General features: G+C 72.4%; 19 protein-coding genes and 1 tRNA gene. 14 read left to right on the forward strand and 6 right to left on the reverse strand.

Features of this window, described 5'->3' with window-relative positions:
• The first annotated feature begins 2 nt into the window (after nucleotides 1–2).
• Entirely contained in the window at nucleotides 3–653 is a 651-nt protein-coding gene (locus FE634_RS16130; RefSeq protein WP_138876483.1) for a 5-formyltetrahydrofolate cyclo-ligase, read from the forward strand.
• Between the two features lie 7 nt (nucleotides 654–660).
• Here the strand turns inward: FE634_RS16130 and FE634_RS16135 are convergent, their stop codons facing one another.
• Complete coding sequence (locus FE634_RS16135; RefSeq protein ID WP_148240769.1) at nucleotides 661–3,363, reverse strand: penicillin acylase family protein; 2,703 nt, start codon at nucleotides 3,361–3,363, stop codon at nucleotides 661–663.
• Between the two features lie 86 nt (nucleotides 3,364–3,449).
• On the opposite strand from FE634_RS16135, the gene FE634_RS16140 reads away from it, so the two are divergent.
• The 4 genes from FE634_RS16140 to FE634_RS21150 all read left to right on the forward strand — a co-directional run bounded on the left by FE634_RS16140 (nucleotide 3,450) and on the right by FE634_RS21150 (nucleotide 5,944).
• Nucleotides 3,450–3,800 carry an FmdB family zinc ribbon protein gene (locus tag FE634_RS16140; protein WP_138876484.1) on the forward strand — a complete coding sequence of 117 codons (351 nt, stop codon included), beginning with the start codon at nucleotides 3,450–3,452 and terminating at the stop codon, nucleotides 3,798–3,800.
• A gap of 63 nt (nucleotides 3,801–3,863) precedes the next feature.
• Complete coding sequence (locus tag FE634_RS16145; RefSeq protein ID WP_138876485.1) at nucleotides 3,864–4,517, forward strand: SAF domain-containing protein; 654 nt, start codon at nucleotides 3,864–3,866, stop codon at nucleotides 4,515–4,517.
• 49 nt (nucleotides 4,518–4,566) lie between these two features.
• A complete protein-coding gene (locus FE634_RS16150; RefSeq protein WP_137294306.1) occupies nucleotides 4,567–4,920 on the forward strand; it encodes an MscL family protein in 354 nt (117 codons plus the stop codon).
• Between the two features lie 127 nt (nucleotides 4,921–5,047).
• On the forward strand, nucleotides 5,048–5,944 hold the full coding sequence (locus tag FE634_RS21150) for a PDDEXK family nuclease (protein WP_187366730.1): 897 nt from the start codon (nucleotides 5,048–5,050) through the stop codon (nucleotides 5,942–5,944).
• A gap of 41 nt (nucleotides 5,945–5,985) precedes the next feature.
• Here the strand turns inward: FE634_RS21150 and FE634_RS21155 are convergent, their stop codons facing one another.
• Together FE634_RS21155 and FE634_RS16160 are read right to left on the reverse strand one after the other, a co-directional pair.
• Nucleotides 5,986–6,162 (reverse strand): hypothetical protein, encoded by a 177-nt coding sequence (locus FE634_RS21155; RefSeq protein ID WP_170981611.1) that lies wholly within the window; start codon nucleotides 6,160–6,162, stop codon nucleotides 5,986–5,988.
• A gap of 5 nt (nucleotides 6,163–6,167) precedes the next feature.
• Nucleotides 6,168–7,367, reverse strand: a complete 1,200-nt coding sequence (locus tag FE634_RS16160) for an LCP family protein (RefSeq protein ID WP_148240770.1) — start codon at nucleotides 7,365–7,367, stop codon at nucleotides 6,168–6,170.
• Between the two features lie 378 nt (nucleotides 7,368–7,745).
• Here FE634_RS16160 and FE634_RS16165 point away from each other — a divergent pair, with 378 nt between their 5' ends.
• The 5 genes from FE634_RS16165 (at nucleotide 7,746) to FE634_RS16185 (ending at nucleotide 12,135) form a co-directional block, all read left to right on the forward strand.
• Complete coding sequence (locus FE634_RS16165) at nucleotides 7,746–9,986, forward strand: ATP-binding protein (RefSeq protein WP_138876486.1); 2,241 nt, start codon at nucleotides 7,746–7,748, stop codon at nucleotides 9,984–9,986.
• A gap of 53 nt (nucleotides 9,987–10,039) precedes the next feature.
• Nucleotides 10,040–10,112: transfer RNA gene (locus FE634_RS16170), tRNA-Arg, on the forward strand.
• A 77-nt stretch (nucleotides 10,113–10,189) separates the two neighbouring features.
• Complete coding sequence (locus FE634_RS16175) at nucleotides 10,190–10,438, forward strand: DUF3263 domain-containing protein (protein ID WP_246060770.1); 249 nt, start codon at nucleotides 10,190–10,192, stop codon at nucleotides 10,436–10,438.
• A gap of 495 nt (nucleotides 10,439–10,933) precedes the next feature.
• On the forward strand, nucleotides 10,934–11,623 hold the full coding sequence (locus tag FE634_RS16180; RefSeq protein ID WP_137294310.1) for a helix-turn-helix transcriptional regulator: 690 nt from the start codon (nucleotides 10,934–10,936) through the stop codon (nucleotides 11,621–11,623).
• Nucleotides 11,624–11,814: 191 nt separating this feature from the next.
• Nucleotides 11,815–12,135 (forward strand): hypothetical protein, encoded by a 321-nt coding sequence (locus tag FE634_RS16185; RefSeq protein ID WP_138876487.1) that lies wholly within the window; start codon nucleotides 11,815–11,817, stop codon nucleotides 12,133–12,135.
• A gap of 218 nt (nucleotides 12,136–12,353) precedes the next feature.
• Here FE634_RS16185 and FE634_RS16190 read toward each other — a convergent pair whose 3' ends face one another.
• Nucleotides 12,354–13,187: a hypothetical protein gene (locus FE634_RS16190; protein ID WP_138876488.1), complete on the reverse strand. Its 834-nt coding sequence runs from the start codon at nucleotides 13,185–13,187 to the stop codon at nucleotides 12,354–12,356.
• A gap of 288 nt (nucleotides 13,188–13,475) precedes the next feature.
• The gene (locus FE634_RS21160) at nucleotides 13,476–13,640 is read right to left on the reverse strand and encodes a hypothetical protein (protein WP_170981613.1); all 165 of its coding nucleotides are present in this window, start codon (nucleotides 13,638–13,640) and stop codon (nucleotides 13,476–13,478) included.
• Nucleotides 13,641–14,092: 452 nt separating this feature from the next.
• Here FE634_RS21160 and FE634_RS16195 point away from each other — a divergent pair, with 452 nt between their 5' ends.
• The 3 genes from FE634_RS16195 (at nucleotide 14,093) to FE634_RS16205 (ending at nucleotide 15,987) form a co-directional block, all read left to right on the forward strand.
• The gene (locus FE634_RS16195) at nucleotides 14,093–14,623 is read left to right on the forward strand and encodes a flagellar hook assembly protein FlgD (protein WP_138876489.1); all 531 of its coding nucleotides are present in this window, start codon (nucleotides 14,093–14,095) and stop codon (nucleotides 14,621–14,623) included.
• A gap of 231 nt (nucleotides 14,624–14,854) precedes the next feature.
• On the forward strand, nucleotides 14,855–15,175 hold the full coding sequence (locus tag FE634_RS16200) for a hypothetical protein (protein WP_137294314.1): 321 nt from the start codon (nucleotides 14,855–14,857) through the stop codon (nucleotides 15,173–15,175).
• 95 nt (nucleotides 15,176–15,270) lie between these two features.
• On the forward strand, nucleotides 15,271–15,987 hold the full coding sequence (locus FE634_RS16205; RefSeq protein ID WP_212721777.1) for a DUF3800 domain-containing protein: 717 nt from the start codon (nucleotides 15,271–15,273) through the stop codon (nucleotides 15,985–15,987).
• Between the two features lie 143 nt (nucleotides 15,988–16,130).
• Here FE634_RS16205 and FE634_RS16210 read toward each other — a convergent pair whose 3' ends face one another.
• The gene (locus tag FE634_RS16210; protein ID WP_187366731.1) at nucleotides 16,131–17,360 is read right to left on the reverse strand and encodes a tyrosine-type recombinase/integrase; all 1,230 of its coding nucleotides are present in this window, start codon (nucleotides 17,358–17,360) and stop codon (nucleotides 16,131–16,133) included.
• 299 nt (nucleotides 17,361–17,659) lie between these two features.
• Between FE634_RS16210 and FE634_RS16215 the strand changes: the two genes are divergently transcribed.
• Nucleotides 17,660–17,932 (forward strand): response regulator transcription factor, encoded by a 273-nt coding sequence (locus tag FE634_RS16215; protein ID WP_246060772.1) that lies wholly within the window; start codon nucleotides 17,660–17,662, stop codon nucleotides 17,930–17,932.
• Nucleotides 17,933–18,538 lie beyond the last annotated feature (606 nt).

Raw genomic sequence — 18,538 nt, forward strand, 5'->3', positions numbered from 1 at the left:
GGGTGGCCCCCGCACATCCGCCCGCACATCCGCCCGCACCGGCGCCCGGCCCGTCCCCCGCCAAGGTCGCCCTCCGCGACCAGGTCCTGACCGCCCGGAACCGCCTGACCCCCGCCGAGGTCGGGGCCCACGCGCGGGCCCTCGCCGAGCACGTCCTGGCCGCGCCCGAGGTCCGTCGGGCCGCCACCGTGGCGGCCTACGTCTCGGTCGGCACCGAGCCCGGCACCGGCCTGCTCCTCGACGCGCTGCTCGCCGCCGGCCGGCGGGTGGTGCTGCCGGTGCTGCTCCCCGACGGCGACCTGGACTGGGCCGTGCACACCGGCGCACCGGGCGGGCTGGCCCCGGCCCGCCGCGGGCTGCTCGAGCCGACGTCCGAGCGGCTCGGCGTCGACGCGGTCGCGACGGCCGACGTCGTGCTCGTGCCCGGCCTGGCCGTCTCGGCGACCGGCCTGCGGATGGGCCGCGGGGGCGGCTCCTACGACCGGGCCCTGGGCCGCGTCCCCCTCGGCACCCTCACCTGCGTGCTGCTGTACGACGAGGAGACCGACCGCGCCGTCCCGGTCGAACCCCACGACCGGCCGGTGACCGCCGCCGCCACCCCCGCCGGGCTGCGCCGCTTCGCCCCGACCGGCCCGGGCGGCCCGGGCCGCTAGCGCGCCGCTACTCCCCGGACGGCGGGACGAGGGTGAGCACGTCCTCGCCGGCGGCCTCGACCGCGTCGCGGGAGAAGGCCCAGGGCAGGGTCCCACCGTCGACCATGAGGTCGGTCTGGTCGGTCTGGTGCGGGTGGAAGGCGTGGCCGGAGACCCCGGTGAGGTTGATCCAGCGCGACGCGTCGAGGTCGGCGAGGTCGACGAGCATCCGCATCGACGGCGCCGTCACGACCTCGAACCCCTCGGCCGCGTCCCAGCCGGTCGCGTCGACGATCGAGCTGCCGCCGCCGACCTCCCAGCCGCCGCGGTTGAAGAGCCGCTCGACGACGCCGATGCCGGACTCCCCCAGGGTCGAGGAGCGCAGCTCGAGGCGGTGCAGCGCACCCCACGTCCAGTCGTCGGGGTCGGGGCCGATCATCGAGGTCAGGTCGTCGCGCGCCTGGAGCAGCGCCGCGCGCAGGACGTCGTCGCGGGTCTCCACGACGCCCTCGGTCGCGAGGTCGTCCCACCACGGGTTGCGGGCGTCGGCCAGGATCGCCGGGAGCGCCGCCATCCACCGGGCGCCGCCGTCGGGCCACAGCTCCTCCGGCAGCTCGTCGTGGAACGTCCTGGCCAGCAGGTCGCGCCACACCACGTTGTAGTAGGCGGCGGCCGCGCTGTCGGCCGGCTGGTCGAAGTCCCACGTCTCCAGCAGCCGCTGCCCGTCGTCGTCGTAGCCGCCGTCGAGGACGACGTCCAGCAGGTGTGGCACGAGCACCGGCGCGAGCGGGTTGCGGTCGTCGCGCTGGACGTCGAGCAGCTCCTCGGCCGAGAGCGTGCCGCCCTGCTCGGACCCGTCGTCGAGCTGGTCCTCGATCAGGTGCCGGATCCGGTCGGAACGGTCGCCGGGGTCCCAGTCGTTGCCGAGGAGGTAGGGGTAGCGCCGGTCGGTGACGGCCTGGTTGGCGGTGACGACGAACCCCTCGGCGGGGTCGAGGACGCTGGGCAGCCCGTCGAAGGGCACGTACTCGCCGGTCCAGTCGTTCTCCGGTCGCCACCCGGCCGAGGGCAGCATGCCGTCGTTCCCGGACACGCGGATCGGGATCCGGCCCGGGGCCTGGTAGCCGATGTGGCCCTCGCGGTCGGCGTAGACGATGTTCTGCGCGGGCGCGGCGAAGTCGGCCACCGCGGTGCGGAAGGTGTCCCAGTCCGAGGCCCGGTTCAGCCCCAGGATCGCGTCGGCGGTGGGCGCCGGGGTCAGCGCCGTCCACGACAGGGAGACGGCGTACTCGGTGCCCCCGGACGCTCCCCCGCCCGCCCCGTCCTCCCCGGCGCCGTCCTCGGCGGCCGCGACCGCTCCGACGTCGGCGACCAGGTCGTCGACGTCGGAGAGGATCGGGCCGTGCCGGGTCGAGCGCACGGTGAGGGTGACGTCGTCGCCGCCGGCCACCTCGATCGTCTCCTCGCGGACCTCCAGCTCGCGGAGCCGGCCGCGGTAGCGCCACCGGTCGCCGACGACCTGCTCGACGTAGAGGTCGGTGACGTCGGGGCCGAGGTTGGTGAAGCCCCAGGCGATGTCGGCGTTGTGCCCGATGATCACGCCGGGCACCCCGGAGAACGAGAAGCCGGCGACGTCGTAGGGGCACGCCGGCCCCACGGTGCGGCAGTGCAGGCCGACCTGCATCCAGACCCCGGGCATGGAGACGCCGAGGTGCGGGTCGTTGGCGAGCAGCGGCGCGCCGGTGTCGGTGTGCTCGCCGGAGACGACCCACGAGTTGCTGCCCAGGCCGTCGCCGCGGCCGAGCCAGGCCGGCATCCGGTCGAGGCCGGCCGCGAGGCGGCCGAGCCGGTCGGCGACCTGACCACCGCGACCGAACGGCGGTCGCACCGGGTTGCGGGTGCCGCCCGTGGTGGCGTCCTGCTCGAAGACGCCGTCGACCACGGCGCCCTGCTTCACGATCGGGTCGTGCTCGGCGTACGGGTAGGGCGGGAACAGCGCGGCGGTCCGCTCCTCCCCCACGGCGGCGGTGGCGAGGGCGCGCTCGATCTCCTCGGTCATGTTGCCGCGCAGGTCCCAGGCCATCGCCTTGAGCCAGGCGAGGGAGTCGACGGCGGTCCACGGCTCGGGCTGGTAGTCGAGCCCGCCGACGTCGAGGACGGCGTACTCGAGCGCGATCGCGCCGAGCGCCCGGTCGTCGAGGTAGGCGTTCACCCCGGCCGCGTAGGCGTCGAGCGCGACACGGGTGTCGGGGTCGAGCAGCGGCAGCTCGGCCTCCGCGACCCGGCGCCAGCCCATGGTGCGCACGTAGGCGTCGGTCTCGACGGCGTCCGCACCGAAGAGCTCGGCCAGCCGGCCGGCGGTGGCGTGGCGGCGCACGTCCATCTCGAAGAACCGCTCCTGGGCGTGCACGAAGCCCTGGGCGCGCATCAGGTCCTCGGTGGTGTCGGCGTAGACCTGCGGGATGCCGTGCTCGTCGCGCACGACCTCCACCTCGCCGCTCAGCCCGGCCACCTCGACCTCGCCGGTCGTCTGCGGGAACGACCGGCGGACCACGACGACGCCGACGAGCAGGCTGGCCACCAGCACCAGCACGATCGCGACCACGACGTAGGTCGAGACCCGCAGGGTCCGGGGTAGCAGCCGGAAGCGTCGCCACCACAGCGGCGGCCACCGCCGTCGCGACGTCGACGGGTCGGCGGGCTCGTCGAGCTGGGGGCTGGTGACCGTCATCGTGCGGAACATTCTGCCGTGGCGTAGAGTTGGCACTCGTCAGGGCAGAGTGCCAATCCCTCTCCCGACCCCATCCGAGGAGAACCGTGCCGACCTACCAGTACGCCTGCACCGAGTGCCACCACGCGTTCGACCAGGTCCAGAAGTTCAGCGACGACGCCCTCACGGTCTGCCCCGAGTGCCAGGGCCGGCTGCGCAAGGTCTACAACGCCGTCGGCGTGGTCTTCAAGGGCTCGGGCTTCTACCGCAACGACAGCCGCTCGACGTCGTCCTCGAGCGTCCCGGCCGTCGAGGGTGGCTCGGACAAGTCGGAGAAGAAGGCCGACAAGAAGTCCGACGCGAAGCCGGCCACGAAGAGCGAGTCGTCGGGCTCGTCCTCGGGCAGCTCCTCCTCGGGCTCGTCCTCGTCGGGCAGCGCCGCCTCCAGCAGCTCCTGACCGCGCTCGGGGGCCCTGTGGAGAGCCTCGGCAGCCGTGGCCCGGCTCGCCTAGCGTCGTCGGGTGCCCGACGTCTCCTTCCACCCCCGCCCCCGTAGCCGACCGGCCCGCGCCCTCGGTGGCGCCCGGCGGGCCGTGCTGCGGCGCCGGCGTCCGCTCGCGGCGCTGCTGGCCGCCGTCGCCGTGGCGGCCGGGCTGGCCGCGACCCGCGCCGAGCCGCCGCCCGCGGTGCCGGTGCAGGTGGCCGCCCGCGACCTGCCGGCCGGCGAGGTCGTCCACGAGCGCGACCTGACGACCGTCGCGCTGCCACCGGACGCCGTCCCGTCCGGCCTGGCCGGGGTGGCGACCGGCCGGGTGCTCGCGGCGCCGGTCTCGCGCGGCGAGCCGCTCACCGAGGTCCGGCTGGTCGGCGAGCGGCTGACGGCCGGGCGGCCCGACCTGGTCGCCGTCCCGGTCCGGCTCCCGGACGCCGGGACGGTCGCGCTGCTGCGGGTCGGCGACGTCGTCGACCTGGTCGCGGCCGATCCTCAGGCCGGCACGGCCTCCGCCGTCGCGCCCGGCGCGACGGTGCTCGCGCTGCCCGCGGCCGACGACGTCGCCGGGCCGACGGGGATGCCCGGGCGCCTGGTGGTGCTCGGGGTGGCGCCGTCGGAGGTGACCGACCTGGCCGACGCCACGGCCCGGATGGTGCTGACCTTCGCCTGGTCGAGGCAGTAACGTCGTCACGGCGCGGGGAACCCCGCCTCGGCACCCAAGGAGCACCGACATGAGTGGATTCAGAAACTTCCTCTTCCGGGGGAACCTCGTCGACCTCGCGGTCGCGGTGATCATCGGTACCGCCTTCGGTGCCGTGGTCACGACGTTCACCAACTGGCTCACCGCCCAGATGCCCGACTCGACCTCGGAGTACTTCAGCAACGTCGAGAACAGCTTCGGCGCGTTCCTCAACGCCGTCGTCTCCTTCGTCATCCTGGCCGCCGTCGTCTACTTCCTCGTGGTCACCCCGTACGTGAAGGCCAAGGAGCGCTTCTTCCCCTCGCCGCCCGCCGGCACCCCCGAGGACATCGAGCTGCTCCGCCAGATCCGCGACTCGCTCGCCGGCGGTGCCCACAAGGCCTGAGCAACCGCCAGCACGACCGCTCGTCCAGGTGCCGTCCCACCGGTGGGGCGGCACCTGCGCGTCCCGGCCCTGGTCGCTCCTGTGGAGGACGGGTGCGGCGCCGCGCCCGACCGAGCAGGCTGGGCGCATGTCCTGGTCCGCGGCCGAGTGGCTGACCGAGCTCGGGGGTGTCGCACGGTACGGCTCGCTGGCCCGCCTGGTCGGACGCGCCGAGGTCGAGGCCGCCGTCGCCGCCGGGTCGGTGCGCCGCGACGACCGCGGCGTCTACTCCCTGCCCGGTGCCGACGAGGCGGCGCGCGTCGCGGTGGTGCTCGGGGGCGTGCTGTCGCTGACCAGCGCCGCGCTCCACCACGGCTGGGCCGTCAAGACGGTCCCCGACCGGCCCCACGTGACGGTCCCCCGCGGCCGCAAGCTCGGACGACGCGCGCGCCTGGCCCACGTGCACTGGGCCGACCTCGGTCCGGACCTCGTCACCGACGGCGCCACGTCGCCCGCGCTGACCCTGGAGCAGTGCCTGCGCCGGCTGCCCCACGACGAGGCCCTCGCCGTGGCCGACTCCGCGCTGCGCGAGAGCCACTGCCACGACCTGCTCCGCCGGGTCGCCGAGGGGGCGCGCGGGCCGGGGTCGCCGCAGGTGCGCGCCGTCGCCGCCCGCGCCTCGGGCGAGGCGGCCAACCCGTTCGAGTCCGTGCTGCGGGCCATCTGCGACACCGTCCCCGGGCTGGCCGTCGAGCCGCAGGGCCAGATCCGCAACGGCTCCTTCTCGGCGCGGGCCGACCTCGTCGACCGGCGACTGCGGATCGCGTGCGAGGCCGACTCCTTCGCCTGGCACGGGGGCCGCTCGGCGCTCTGTCGCGACGCGCGCCGCTACAACGAGATGGTGGTCGCCGGGTGGATGGTGCTGCGCTTCACCTACGAGGACGTGATGCTGCGGCCGGAGGAGGTGCGCCGGATCCTGGCCGGTGCGGTGGCCCTGGCAGAGCTGCTGCTGGAAGTCGGCGGCGGCACCCGACCCGCCGCGTGAGCCGCGCGGTGCCCGGCGACTTGGCCCGTCACTCCTGCGGCTCACCCGTGGTGCGGCGGCACCTGGGCCTTCAGCCACGCCTCGGACGCCGACTCCTCGCGCGGGGCGCGCGCGTCGTCGCGCTCGTCGGAGGTGGTGTCGGGCAGGGTGTCGCCGAAGATCGCCTCGAGGCGCCGTCGGCGCTCCTCGCGGGTCTCGGGCCGGGTCGGGTCGGTCACGACGATCAGGCGCAGAGCCCGGCGGACTCGCGCGCCGCGACCTTGTCGGAGGTGGGGGTGCCGCTGCCCCCGGCCTTGGCGCCGCTGGTGACGTCGTCGGCGGCGGTGATCACGTCGGGGATCAGCTTGTTGGTCACCGGCTGGTCGTCGAGGACCTTCGCCCAGAGGGCGTCGGCCTCGGGGAGCCAGGCGACGCGGTTGGGGTCCACCGGCGAGTACTGCCAGGGCACGGTGACGAACTTGATCTTGTCGGCGCCGATGTCCTTGAAGGAGTTGCCGACCTTGGCCATCTGGATCGGGGACTCGAAGTCGGTCTGCAGCGAGGAGGTGGCGGCGTCCAGGAAGCCGACGACGCGGTCCACGCGGGTCAGCGTCCCGGCGGAGAGCAGCTTGCTCGCCATCGCCGCGATGAAGGCCTGCTGACGCTTGACCCGGCCGAGGTCGGAGCCGTCACCCAGCGTGTAGCGGGCGCGGACGTAGTTGAGGGCCTCGTTGCCGCGGACCTCCCGCGTGCCGGCCGGGATGCTGATCCCGTGGTCGGGGTCCTCGATGGCCTCGGGGATGCAGACCTGGACGCCGTCGATGGCGTCGACCATGTCGCGGAAGCCGTTGAAGTCGACCTTGACGTAGTTGTCGAGGCGGATGCCGGTGAGCTGCTCGAACTGCTGCATCGTGCACGCGGGCCCGCCGACGGCGAACGCCTCGTTCCACATCACGTCGTCCTCGCCGGGGATGGTGTCGCCGTCCTCGTCGGTGCAGTCGGGACGGTCGACGAGGCTGTCGCGCGGGATGCTGATGCCGTAGGCGAAGGTGCGGTCGGCCGAGAGGTGGAACATGATCGTGGTGTCGGACCGCTCACCGTCGCCGGTGAGCCCGTCGATGTTGTTGCCCGCCCCGTCGCGGGTGTCGGAGCCCATCACCAGGATGTTCATCGGCTCCTGCGGCCCGGCGACCTCCTTCTTGGCCGGTCGCGCGGTGAGCTGGTCGTCGTAGTCCTGGTAGTCGATGTTGTCGCCGAGGTGGCGGTAGAAGTACGTCGCGCCGAGGCCGAGGACCAGCCCGAGGGTCACGACGCACGCGGTGACGACCGTCAGGACCTTGTAGCGCTTCTTGCCACGGCCGCGGCGCTTCGGCGCCGAGGGCACCGGGGTCGCGGACCCCTCCGAGGAGATGACGTCGGGGGCGGGGTCGGACTCGAGGGACATGGGCACCTTGGGTGTCGTCGGGCTTACCAGGTCATTCTGCGGGGTCCGCACCGCCCCTCCCAAACCGCGGCGGGCTGCTGATGCGGAGGTCACGACGGCGCTCGTCCCACCCGTCCCAGCAGTCACTGGCGCGGTCTCCTGGCCGCGAAGTCGGCCGGCCGCGGTCTAGACGCCTCGCCCGGATCCACCGAACCTGCCCCGGCGCGGCCCGGAGGACGACAGTCTCTCCACGGGTCGGCGTCTCCCCCCGGACGCCGTCCGATCGACCTGAGAGGCAGACCTGACGTGCTGTTGTCGAGGCGTGGTGCCCCGGACCGTTCGACCGACCTGCGCCGGACCGTGCGCCGGGCCGCGGCCGGCTCTGTGGCGATCGGGCTGGTGACGCTGTCGGCCGGACTCGCGTGGGCGGCCGTGGTGTCCCACGAGGCCTCCGACCTCGCGGCTCGCACGCTGGACACCCGGGCCGCCGCCGTGCAGGACGCCGCGCAGGACGAGGTCCGCCGCCACGGAGACGCCCTGCGGCTGGTGGCGGCCGGCCTCGCGTCGGGCGAGCGGGTCGACGCGGCCGCCTTCGAGACCGCCGCCGCGCCGCTGGACTCGATGACCCTGGCCGGTGCCACCTCGCTGGCGTTCCTGGCCCGGCCGGTCGACGACGCCGGGCTCGGTGCGTTCGCGGCCACCTGGCGCGCCCGCGGGTCGGTCGACCTCGAGCTCGACCCGGTGGAGGCCGCCGACACCCACGTCTTCGCCGTGCTCAGCAAGCCCCTCGACGGGAGCAGCCAGCGCCGCACCGGGGTGGACCTGGCCGGGGCGCCCGCCGCCCTCGAGGCGCTGACCCGGGCGCGCGAGTCGGGCGACGTCACGATGTCGCAGGCCTACCAGCTCATCATCGACCAGCAGCTGCCGGAGACCGAGCGCCAGACCTCGTTCGTGGTCACGGCGCCCGTGCTGCGGCAGGACCGGCTCGTCGGCTGGGTGCTGATGGGGTTGCGCGGCCAGGACTTCCTCGGTGGTGTCGTGGGCCAGGCCGCCGAGGGTCGCGTCGACGTCGCCCTGTCCGCCGACGACACCGCGGGCGAGAGCCTCACCGTCGCCGTCGCCGTGGCCGGCGGCGCCGGGGCGGGACCCGACCGGCGACGCAGCATCACCCTCCCGGTCGCCCACCAGACCTGGACCCTCGACGTCACCGCCGGCGACGCCGCCCTCGTCGGCGACGTCCGCCACCGGCCGGCGGCGATCCGAGCCGTCTCCGTCGTCATCGCCCTCCTGGTCGCCGGGCTGTGGTGGAGCGTCACCTCGAGCCGGGCCCGGGCCCGCGGCGAGGTGCGGGCCGCCACCCGGGACCTGGCCGCCGCCGAGGCGACGGCCCGCAGCCAGGCGATGCTGCTCCACACCATGGTCGAGACCATCGAGGAGGTGGGCGTCACCGTGGTCGACGCGGACGGCGCCGTCCTGGTCCAGTCCCGCTCGGCGCGCCGGATGCTCGGCGTCGACGGTCCGGCCGACCAGGACGCCGCGACCTCCGACGGCATCGGCGACGCCGACGGGCCGGACCGGTGGCAGCAGCACTACGGCCTCTTCGCACTCGACGGGTCGCCGTTCCCCCGGGACGAGATGCCGCTGACCCGGGCCCTGGCCGGGGAGGCCTCGGACGGGGTCGAGATGGTCGTCCGGAACCGGGCCCGTCCCGACGGCACCCAGATCGCCGTGTCGGGACGGCCGATCACCGTGGGGCAGGACCGGAGCGGTGCCCTGGCGGTCTTCCGCGACGTGACCGAGGAGCGACGCCGCCAGGCCGAGCAGGCCGCGTTCGCCGGCATGGTCGCCCACGACCTCAAGAACCCGCTCACCCTGGTCCGGGGCCTGATGGAGCTGGTCGAGGACGGCCTGGAGGACCTCACCGGCCCCGAGCGGACGAGGAGCACGGTCGCCACCCACCTGCAGATGTCGTCGGCGGCAGCGGGGCGGATGGCCCAGCTCATCGACGACCTCCTCGCCTACACCACCGCCGACAACACCACCCTCGACGTCAGGGAGGTGGCGCTGGGTGGACTCGTCCGCGACACGCTCGTCGACGTCGTCGCCGGCCACGTCCCCGGGCGCGAGGGTGACGGGCAGGCGGCACCGCGGCCCTCGGTGCACGTGGGCGACCTCCCGACGGTGGCGTGCGACGAGGAGCGGATGCGCCAGGTGCTCGGCAACCTGATCGGCAACGCGCTGAAGTACGTCGAGCCCGGCTCCCCCGCCGTGGTCGAGGTCACCGCCGAGGAGCGCCGCGGTGGCGGGGTGCGGATCCTCGTCGCCGACCGGGGCATCGGCATCCCCGAGGAGCTCCGGGCCGAGGTGGTCAAGCCCTTCGTCCGGGCACCCACCACGACCGCCGGCCGGACGAGCTATCCCGGCACCGGTCTGGGGCTGGCGATCTCCCACCGCATCGTCGAGCGGCACGGCGGCAGCCTGCGGCTGCAGGCGAACCCCGGCGGCGGCACCGTCGCCGTCGTCGACCTCCCGGGTCCGACCCGCGCGGCCGACGTCCCCGTGGCGCCGCAGCCGGCCCAGGAGCGGCGCCCCGGCGGCCCCCGCGCGGAGGCGGTTTCGGCGACCGCGACCCGGTCCTGACAGGATGTGGACCGTCGTCGTGGCCCTCCGCCGTGGAGGTGCCCACGTGGCCCGCCCCAGTAGCTCAGTGGATAGAGCAGCCGCCTCCTAAGCGAAAGGTCGTAGGTTCGACTCCTACCTGGGGCACAGCAAGTAAATGTCAGGTGTAGCCATTGCTGTAGCCATTGCGCCGGATGTCGGCGCAAACGGCTACTTTTCGCGGCATGGGGACCATGGGGGTCCTCGGCGTGCGCGACCACATGATGCTCCAGCTCGAAGACACGTGGTGGAAGTACGCCAGGGCGAAGGAGACAGTCGTCCGCGAGCGCTTCGCGATGAGCCCGACTCGCTACTACCAGGCGGTGAACGTGCTGATCGACAGGCCTGAGGCACTGGCGGCCTACCCGCTGCTGGTGCGCCGGCTCCGCCGGTTGCGCGACGAGCGGCGGCGTCAGCGTGCAGCCGCGCGCTGAGCACGTGTGGGTCACCGACATCGGTGAGCCGGCGCCCGCGTTGCTGCTCGGTTGGCGGCAGACGAAGACAGGCGCCTGGGAGGGCTGGTGCGTGGTCGCCCGGCCGGTGAACGATGCGACCGAGGTGCGCCAGGGCTGGGTACAGGCCGCGGCGATCAGGCGGACGGGGCCCGCGACCGGGCAACCCCCCCAGTTGGGCCCGAGCGCGAGCCCTACCCGTGTCTTCGGAGCACGTGCCGGGTCGGATTGGTCAGCGACTCTGGCTACCTTCTCGAGGTCTGCGTCCCTGGCGCGGCTGGGCACCGAACACCCCGCGCTCGGGTGGGGGGATTCTCGAGCGCGGGGCGTCGGCCTGCGGCCAAAGGTAAGACTGTCGACGTTGTCGCGGCTCACCCATTCTGTCGTGGTGGCGCCGCCCTCGGGCGCCCTCGCTAACCGCGACTCGATGGGGGCTCAGCCTTACGGGTGGGCGTGCCTTTCGCTAACGTCCCGCCCATGCCGAACGGTCTTCGAATCGCCGTGCTGAGCTCGCGCGACCTGGTCCGCCACGGGTTGCGCGGCATGCTGCGCGAACTCCCGGTCCCGGTGTACTTCGTCGACGCGACTGACCCCACCGTCGCAGCGGACCTCATCATCGTGGACGCGACCGGCACCTTGAACGACGAAGCAGAGGGGTTGGAGGCCGTCACCACCGGCGAGGACGCCCCTGTCCTGGTGCTCACCTCGCGTCCTCCGGCCCAGGGCTTCGCGGAGTGGGATCAGGCCGTGCACGGGTTCGTCAGCGTCTCGGCCACCGACACCCAGCTCGTCGACGCTGTGGCTGGGGCACTACGGACCTCGCTGGTCGCGCGGACCAAGCGCGTGCTGACGACCCCGGACAGGCTTAGTGGATTGAGCCCGCGGGAGGTGCAGGTTCTTGCTGCGATCGCGGCTGGCAAGTCCAACGGCGAGATCGCCCAGGAGATTTACCTCGGCCTGAACACCATCAAGACCTACATCCGCACCGCCTACCGCAAGATCGGTGTCACCACCCGCCCCAACGCCATTCTCTGGGCGCTGGATCACGGACTCGGGCGCGACGGCATCGGCCTGGACATCAGCGACCAGGACCGGCGATGGAGTGGAGACGACCCAACACCGAGGACTGACCCCGGCACGCTGCACGCGGGTAAGCCGTCCGCATAGACACCGATCGCCGCGAGTCTGTCACGCCAAGGGAGGCGCTGGGGTGACCCCTACCACAGGGGCGTCACCCCTACGAGGCGCGTGACGCAAGCCGCGCCGGGCACCGGAAGAGTGCAAGCCTCACGCGCGGCTCTGCCCAACGCTTGCCGGGCAAGCATTGCTCAGCCGCGTGCAGCAGATCGGAATCCCTCATGGCTTCGAACAACAACAACAACAACAACGCTCGCACGCACGACGCCGCTGGCCGTCGGATCAGCACCGAGACCAAGGCCTCGACCAAGACCACCGAGCTCTACGCCTACATCGCCGCCGTCGTCGCGGTCGTCATCACCGCCATCGTCATCGGAGACAACGGCGACGCCCCCGGCGGCGACTCCTTCGGCGGGTCCGAGGCGATGCGCTACATCACCTACCTGACCATCGGCTACATGATCGCCCGTGGCCTGGCCAAGGCCGGCAGCCGCGACTTCTACGACGCCGACCGCGCCGACAGCAACCGCGCGGCACGCTGACCTGGCGCGCTCGACGAGCGCTGAGCAGCCCCACCCGGACATAGCCTGGGTGGGGCTGCTTCATTTCCGTTCAGCCAACCTGAGCGCAACCGCCGCGTCGGCTCAGTGGTCGCGCATCCTCGCCCAGACGATGATGCCGCCGCCAGTAGCGGCGCGGGACAGGTGACGGCCCTGCCGCCCGGGGGGAAAATGCGGCAGGGCCGTCCGCTTGTCAGATCTCAGGAACGCGGGAGCCCGCCGAGGAGTCCACCGAGGAGGTCGTCGAGCCCGTCCTGGACCTGCTCGAGGATGGGGTTGAGCTCCTCGAGCGGCGTCCCGGTCAGGGCGTCCTGGACGGCGTCGACGATGAGGTCGATCAGCCCGTCGGGGTCGCTCGGCAGGTTGCCGGCGGACAGCGCGTCGAGGACCTGCTGCAGGAGCTCGGAGAGCTGGTCGGCCGGCAGGCCGGCCGCGGTGAGCGCGTCGACGACGGGCTGGAGGGCTGCGGCGAGCTGCTCGGGGGTGAGCCCGCCACCGCCACCGCCGGCGCCAGCGAGGGCCTCGGCGATCTGGTCGGTGATGGCCTGCAGCTGGGCGGCGCTCAGGCCGGCCGCGGCCAGGGCGTCGAGGATTTGCTGGAACGCAGCAGTCTGCTCGGGGGTCAGCGGGGGTGTGGTGGTGGTGTTGTTGCGGTGGCAGCGCTCGGCGGCACGACGGGCGTCGGCCCGGTTGGCGCGCTGGGTGCGCAGGTTGCGGATGGCCTTGCGGTTGGCCTTGCGGGCCTGGTTCAGGCGCTTCTGCGAGGTGCGGGTGTCGCGCCGCTGGTCGACCCGCTTGGCCTGGCGCAGCTTCCGGGTCGTGAACTTCTTGTGGTCGCGGGCCTTGGTCACGCGGACCTGGGTCCTCCCGTAGCGCTGGTCCTTCGCTGAGCACGGGGCGGCGGCCGCTCGAGCGGCCACGGTGGAGTCGCCAGCGACGGCAGCAGATGCGGGGGAGGCCGGGATGGCGGCGGCGCCGAGGGCGACCGCGAGGCTGGCCACGAGCACCAACAGCATCTTGCGGAAACGAGACATCGACTGTCCTCCTTCAGGTGGGGGGCCGGCAGTGCGGGAACGCCGGTGTGACGTTGCAACGAACCACCCTCGTGATGGTTACAAAGCACTGCAGCCGTGCCCAGCGTCTCGGCGGGACATGCGATGTGATCGGAGAGGTCTAGCCCGGGTTGGTTAGCCGACCCGCGTCCTCGCCCAGACGATGATGCCGCCGCCAGCTGCGGCTAGCAGGTGCGTGATGACGAGGAACGGGTCCATCGACGTACCTCGCCGCGTCGCGCAGCTTCTCGGGCGTCATCTTCGTCGACGTCACGGCTTGTGGAAGACGTACTCGGGCTCGGAGTAGTTGGCAAGGGCCTTCAAGTGACCCTGCTTGACGTGGACCAACGTCCAACCGTCAGCCTCCCGCTCGTTGAGCGTCTGAGTCAGGCTCTTCCCGGCAAGGTCTTGTTCGCGCACAACTTCGTAGGTCATCAGGCTCCCCCTCCTCGTAGCGATCGTGGACCCCGCCCGAGGATGTTACGGATCTGGTTGCGGCTCGCTGCGGTGGGTCTCAGGGCTCGACGGTCTGGACGCTGATGCGGTCCCAGCCCTCGGGACCGCGGCCTTCGCCTCGACCAGGGCGGCGTCGTAGCCGGCGGCCTCGACGGTCCACTCGTGGGCGTCGGCGTGCGTGTCGCCGTGGGGTCGGGAGCGGGCCAGGAGGATCACGTATTCGTCCAGTCGGTCGAGGAGGATTGGCGGGCCACTGATCGCGCCGATGTGGGACGATCGGCGGCGCACCAAGGACACCAAGGAGCACCGATGACGAAGAGCGTCGACCGTTACGCGACGGTCGTCGTCGCCGTGACGGCGATCCTGTGGGGCTGCTATCTGCGCCAGCCCGAGGCGCCGCCCCGACCGACGACGAATACTTCGACGCGACCGTGGTGGTGGAGAACTCCACGTTCTACCCCTTGGTACGCGATGGGTTCGAGGACGAGTCCGTGATGGTGGTCGGGAACTCGGGCTACATCGACGCACGCGCCACCATCACTGACCACCTCGGACGTCCGGTGCGCACGTTGCAGCTGACCGACTACCTCACCGAGGACCGCGACGCGGTCCTGCGGGCCGCATGGGACGGCCGCACCGAGGCGGGCTCGCTGGTGGAGGCAGGCAGCTACACCGTGGCATTCTCCGCCGACTACACAACCGTGATCGACGGCGAGGTCGTGCAGCCCACGGTGCACGCCGTTCGCGAGGTTCGTGTAGCCACCCGACCGCATGCCTCGCCGTTTCGAGCGTTCCGTCGTCGGCGCGAAGACGTCAGCGCGGTCGAGCGGACCAGGTTGTCGCACCCAGAAACTTCTCGGTCATCTTCTGCTCGCGTGCCGGCAGGGGACGCGAGCGTCGGCGTCGTGGAAAGTGCGGCTACCGGCCGGAGCAACCCGCGTCCGATGGGGCATCGACGCTGAGCGCGGACACAGGGGACGCGGAAACGTGAAAGCGACCGGAAAGCGCCTCCGGCACGCGCTCGTGGTCACGGTCGTCGTGACAGGTTCGCGGCGCGCGCTTGTTGAGTCCATTGCCGTCAGCTACACCCGTCGCACCAAGATCTGATCGCCTAGCGTGCGCGCATCCTTGCCCAGACGATGATGCCGCCGCCAGCTGCGGCGAGCAGGTGGGTGACGACGAGGAACGGGTCCATGATCCGCGACATGGACCAAGCCGGGCGGCGGTGCACGATCGCTCACGAGGCCGGGCACATCCTGCGCGGCCCGGCACCGTCAGCGCACCGCGTGCGCGAAGAGCTGCTGATCGACCGCCAGGTCGGCAGGCTGCTCCTGCCATCGGCGCGCCGCATCGGGCACGCCCTGGCATGGGCGAGGGCGGACTACGAGGCCGCGGCCGACGAGCTCTGGGTCGACGAGAACATCCTCAACGTCCGGAGGTCGACGCTGGCACCACGCGAGCGGGAGCGGTTGCACGAGCAACTGGCGACGGTGCTGGTCGACGCCCCCGCGTAGATCAGCCGGGGCCGTGAGTGTCGGTCCCGTCTGATGGAGATCTCCACGTGCTGATCGCGTAAGTCGACGAGTCCGGGGACACGGGCGACGTAGCGCTGAAGGGCGCCTCTTCCTGCTTCGCTCTCGGTTGCGTCCTCATCGATTCGAGCGACTGGACAGCCGGATTCGACCGTCTGCTTCAGTTCCGGCGCCAGATCCGCGACACCTTCGGCCCGCTGATGCGCTTCGAGCTGAAGGCCAACCACCTCATCCGCAACGGCGGAGGGCTGAGGCGATTCGACATGGCCCCCGGTCAGCGCCGGCTGATCTACAACTACCACCTGAACCAGCTCGCGGGGATCAACGCCAGGGCGTTCGCCGTCGTCGTCGACAAGGCTGCGGCTGACGTCAGCGGCACGGCCTGTTTGGAGATCGCGTGGGAGACGCTGCTTCAGCGGCTCGAACGTACGACGTCGCAGGAGCAGACCGACGTCATGGTCATCCACGATCAGGGGGAGGACGCCGCGCTGCGGGCCATCCTGCGCCGCGCCCGTCGGCACATGACCTCAGGCACCTACTTCGGCAGCGGCACGATCAGGATGCCGCTGCAGCGGCTGATCGAGGACCCCGTCCCGCGCGTCTCGCACGAGTCGTACTTCCTGCAGCTCGCCGACCTCGTCGCCTACGCGGGTTGGCGCACGCACATGGCGCCCGGACCGGGTGCGGCAAGGGTGGCCGACGAGCACACGTGGGACCAGCGCGGGACGGCTGTTCACTCGGCGGTGAACTCCCTGTCGAGACGCGGGCGACCCGGTGTAGTGCTTCGCTACTGAACGTAGAAGCCCCCGAGGTTCTCCCTCGGGGGCGGGAAGCGCCTACCCCGTCCAAGGGGACGGCTCAGCACTTGTGGCGACAGTAGCGCAGTACCGCAGGCGCGCCCAGTAGGCACCCGGCGGGAGTTCTGGCGCGCCGACCTTTAGCTCGGGTTGAACCGCAGCATGGCCGCGACTTTCTCGACCGCCTCGAGCTTCGGAGCCCGGTGGATGCGTCGGTACTCCCCCGACTGTGCGGCGGTGGCGTGGCCGAGCAGCGACTGGATCACGACCGGGTCGACGCCGGCCTCGCCGAGCTGCGTGGCGGTGACGTTGCGGCACTCGTGGATGTGGAAGTACCGCCCCGACGGGTGGCCGACAGAGACGGGCCCGAGAGCCGCAGCGCCCTGCAGCGCGTGCCACTCGAGCAGGTCGGCCTTGTCGTTGGCGGGGCGCACCCCGCCGCGACCCTGGGTCGCCGGCCACACCAGGTCCCACGGGTTCGCCGGCGCGACGTCGCGCCACGCGAGCAGCGCAGCCTGGTAGCCGGCCGACATCGGCAGCACGCGGAAGCCCTTGCGCGACTTCGGGCGCACGAGGTGCCAGGCGCCGACCAGGTGGCGGACCTCGTAGGAGTCGGGCACCCGGAAGCCGAGCGCCTTGTTGGCGCGGTCGAGGTACGGGAGGTTGTCGAGCTGCCACTCGATCCGGATCTCGCCGGTCTCGAAGTCGACCATGTCCCAGGTCAGCCCGAGCGCCTCGCCCTGGCGGACGCCGTAGATCAGCGCGAGGGCCCAGCGGGTGCCGTGCGGCAGCGTGGCGGCCACCGACAGGCACGCGACGGCCTGGTCGACGGGCAGGTCCATGCGGTCGCTCTTGCTCATCTTTGGCGCCGGCACGAGCAGCACGCGCTGCGGCACCTGGTGGCCCTCGACGATCGCCGAGCGCAGCATGTTGAGCAGGGTGCGGTGGGTCGCGGCTTGGGTCGACCCCGTGCGCCCGGCTTCACGCTGGGCGGTCGCGACCGCGCGGAGGTCGGCCGGGGTCAGCGCGTCGAGCCGGCGGTGCCCGATGGTCGGCACGATCCACTTCCGCACCGGCGAGGCAGCGGCGTTGTAGCCGCGCGGAGACAGCGTGCGCTGCTTGACCTCGAGCCAGGCCGCGGCCCAGGTCTTGACCGTCGTGCGGGCGCCCTGGGTCGGGACGCCCCCCTGCTCGATCGCCAGCCGCTTGTCGCGCAACTTCTTGACGACGCCGGGTCGGGTCTTCGCCGAGACGGTGATCCGCCGGCGCTTCCCGTCGGGGGTTGATCCGGCCTCCAGCGTGGCGACGAAGAGCCCGTCGCCGGCACGTTGGTAGATCGAACCGTCGCCGTACTCCCGCTTCTTCACCACGTCCCCAACTGTAGCCATTGGTGTAGCCATCTATCACCTGGCAACCCCCGCCAGAACCCCAATAAGCCCCGTGTTTACAGGGCTTTCGGGTACATCCGAGCGTAACGGGTTCTGCCTCCTAAGCGAAAGGTCGTAGGTTCGACTCCTACCTGGGGCACAGCTTCACCACGCCGCCGCCGGCCACGTGCGGCCCGGCCCGCGCCGGTCACCCCCTGGGGTAGATCTGGCGATCCGAGTTGGTGGCCGGGCCCGCGGACGGTCAGTCTGGGAATCCGCCAGGCGAAGGAGCCCACCACCTCTTGATCACCCACCGCACCGCCACCGTCCACGACCTCACCCCGCGCGAGCTCGACGTGATCCAGCTCGTCACGAACGGCCGGTCGAACCACGAGATCGGCGCCGAGCTCTACCTCGGCGTCAACACCATCAAGACCTACATCCGGACCGCCTACCGCAAGATCGGCGTCACGACCCGGGTCCAGGCCGTCCTGTGGGGCGTGCACCAGGGGCTGCTCGAGGGCTACGAGATCGTCCAGAAGCCCGACGCGCCGCAGTCGCTCCGCGCCAGCTGACCGCACGGGCACCGCTCGTCGAGCGGGGCTGACCGCCGCCCCGCCGCAGGTGGGCGACCGCGTCCCGTGCTCGCCTGGGGGGATGTGAACACAGGACGCGGTCGGGTCGAGTCTCGCCAGACCGGGCGCACCGTGGTTCACCCGTGGGGGCATGGCGGAACCGCGCCGCGCCTGTCCGCGCACCGGAGCTGAGAGCGGGTGTGCGGGACCCGCGGTCGGCCGTTCCCCCCACGGGTACGGCCGAACGCGAGCCCCTGGACCGCGGCGTCGCCTCGACATGGGGGCATCGGCGACGCGGGTCCTGGTGTGACGCTAGGGCGGTCGGCGCCCGGAGCCCGCATCCGTCACGACGAGGCACGGGGGTGCCCGCTGTTGCCCGCACGCGGCAGGGTTCGGGGGCTCGGCCGGACGTCGACTCCCGTGCAGCGGCGCCGGCGCCCCCGACGCCCGAGTGGGGGGATCCCGCGCGCGTGGCGCCGGCGCTCACTGTTCGAGGGGTGCCGTACCCGGCCCGGCGCAGAGCATGCGGAACTCGCGCTCGGACGTTCCCCCCACGGGCACGTCCGAACGCGAGTCCCGGGCTGGCGTCGTCCTGACACGGGGAGA

It is taken from the genome of Nocardioides sp. S-1144, assembly GCF_005954645.2.
In the GTDB taxonomy this organism is placed as follows: Bacteria; Actinomycetota; Actinomycetes; order Propionibacteriales; family Nocardioidaceae; genus Nocardioides; species Nocardioides dongxiaopingii.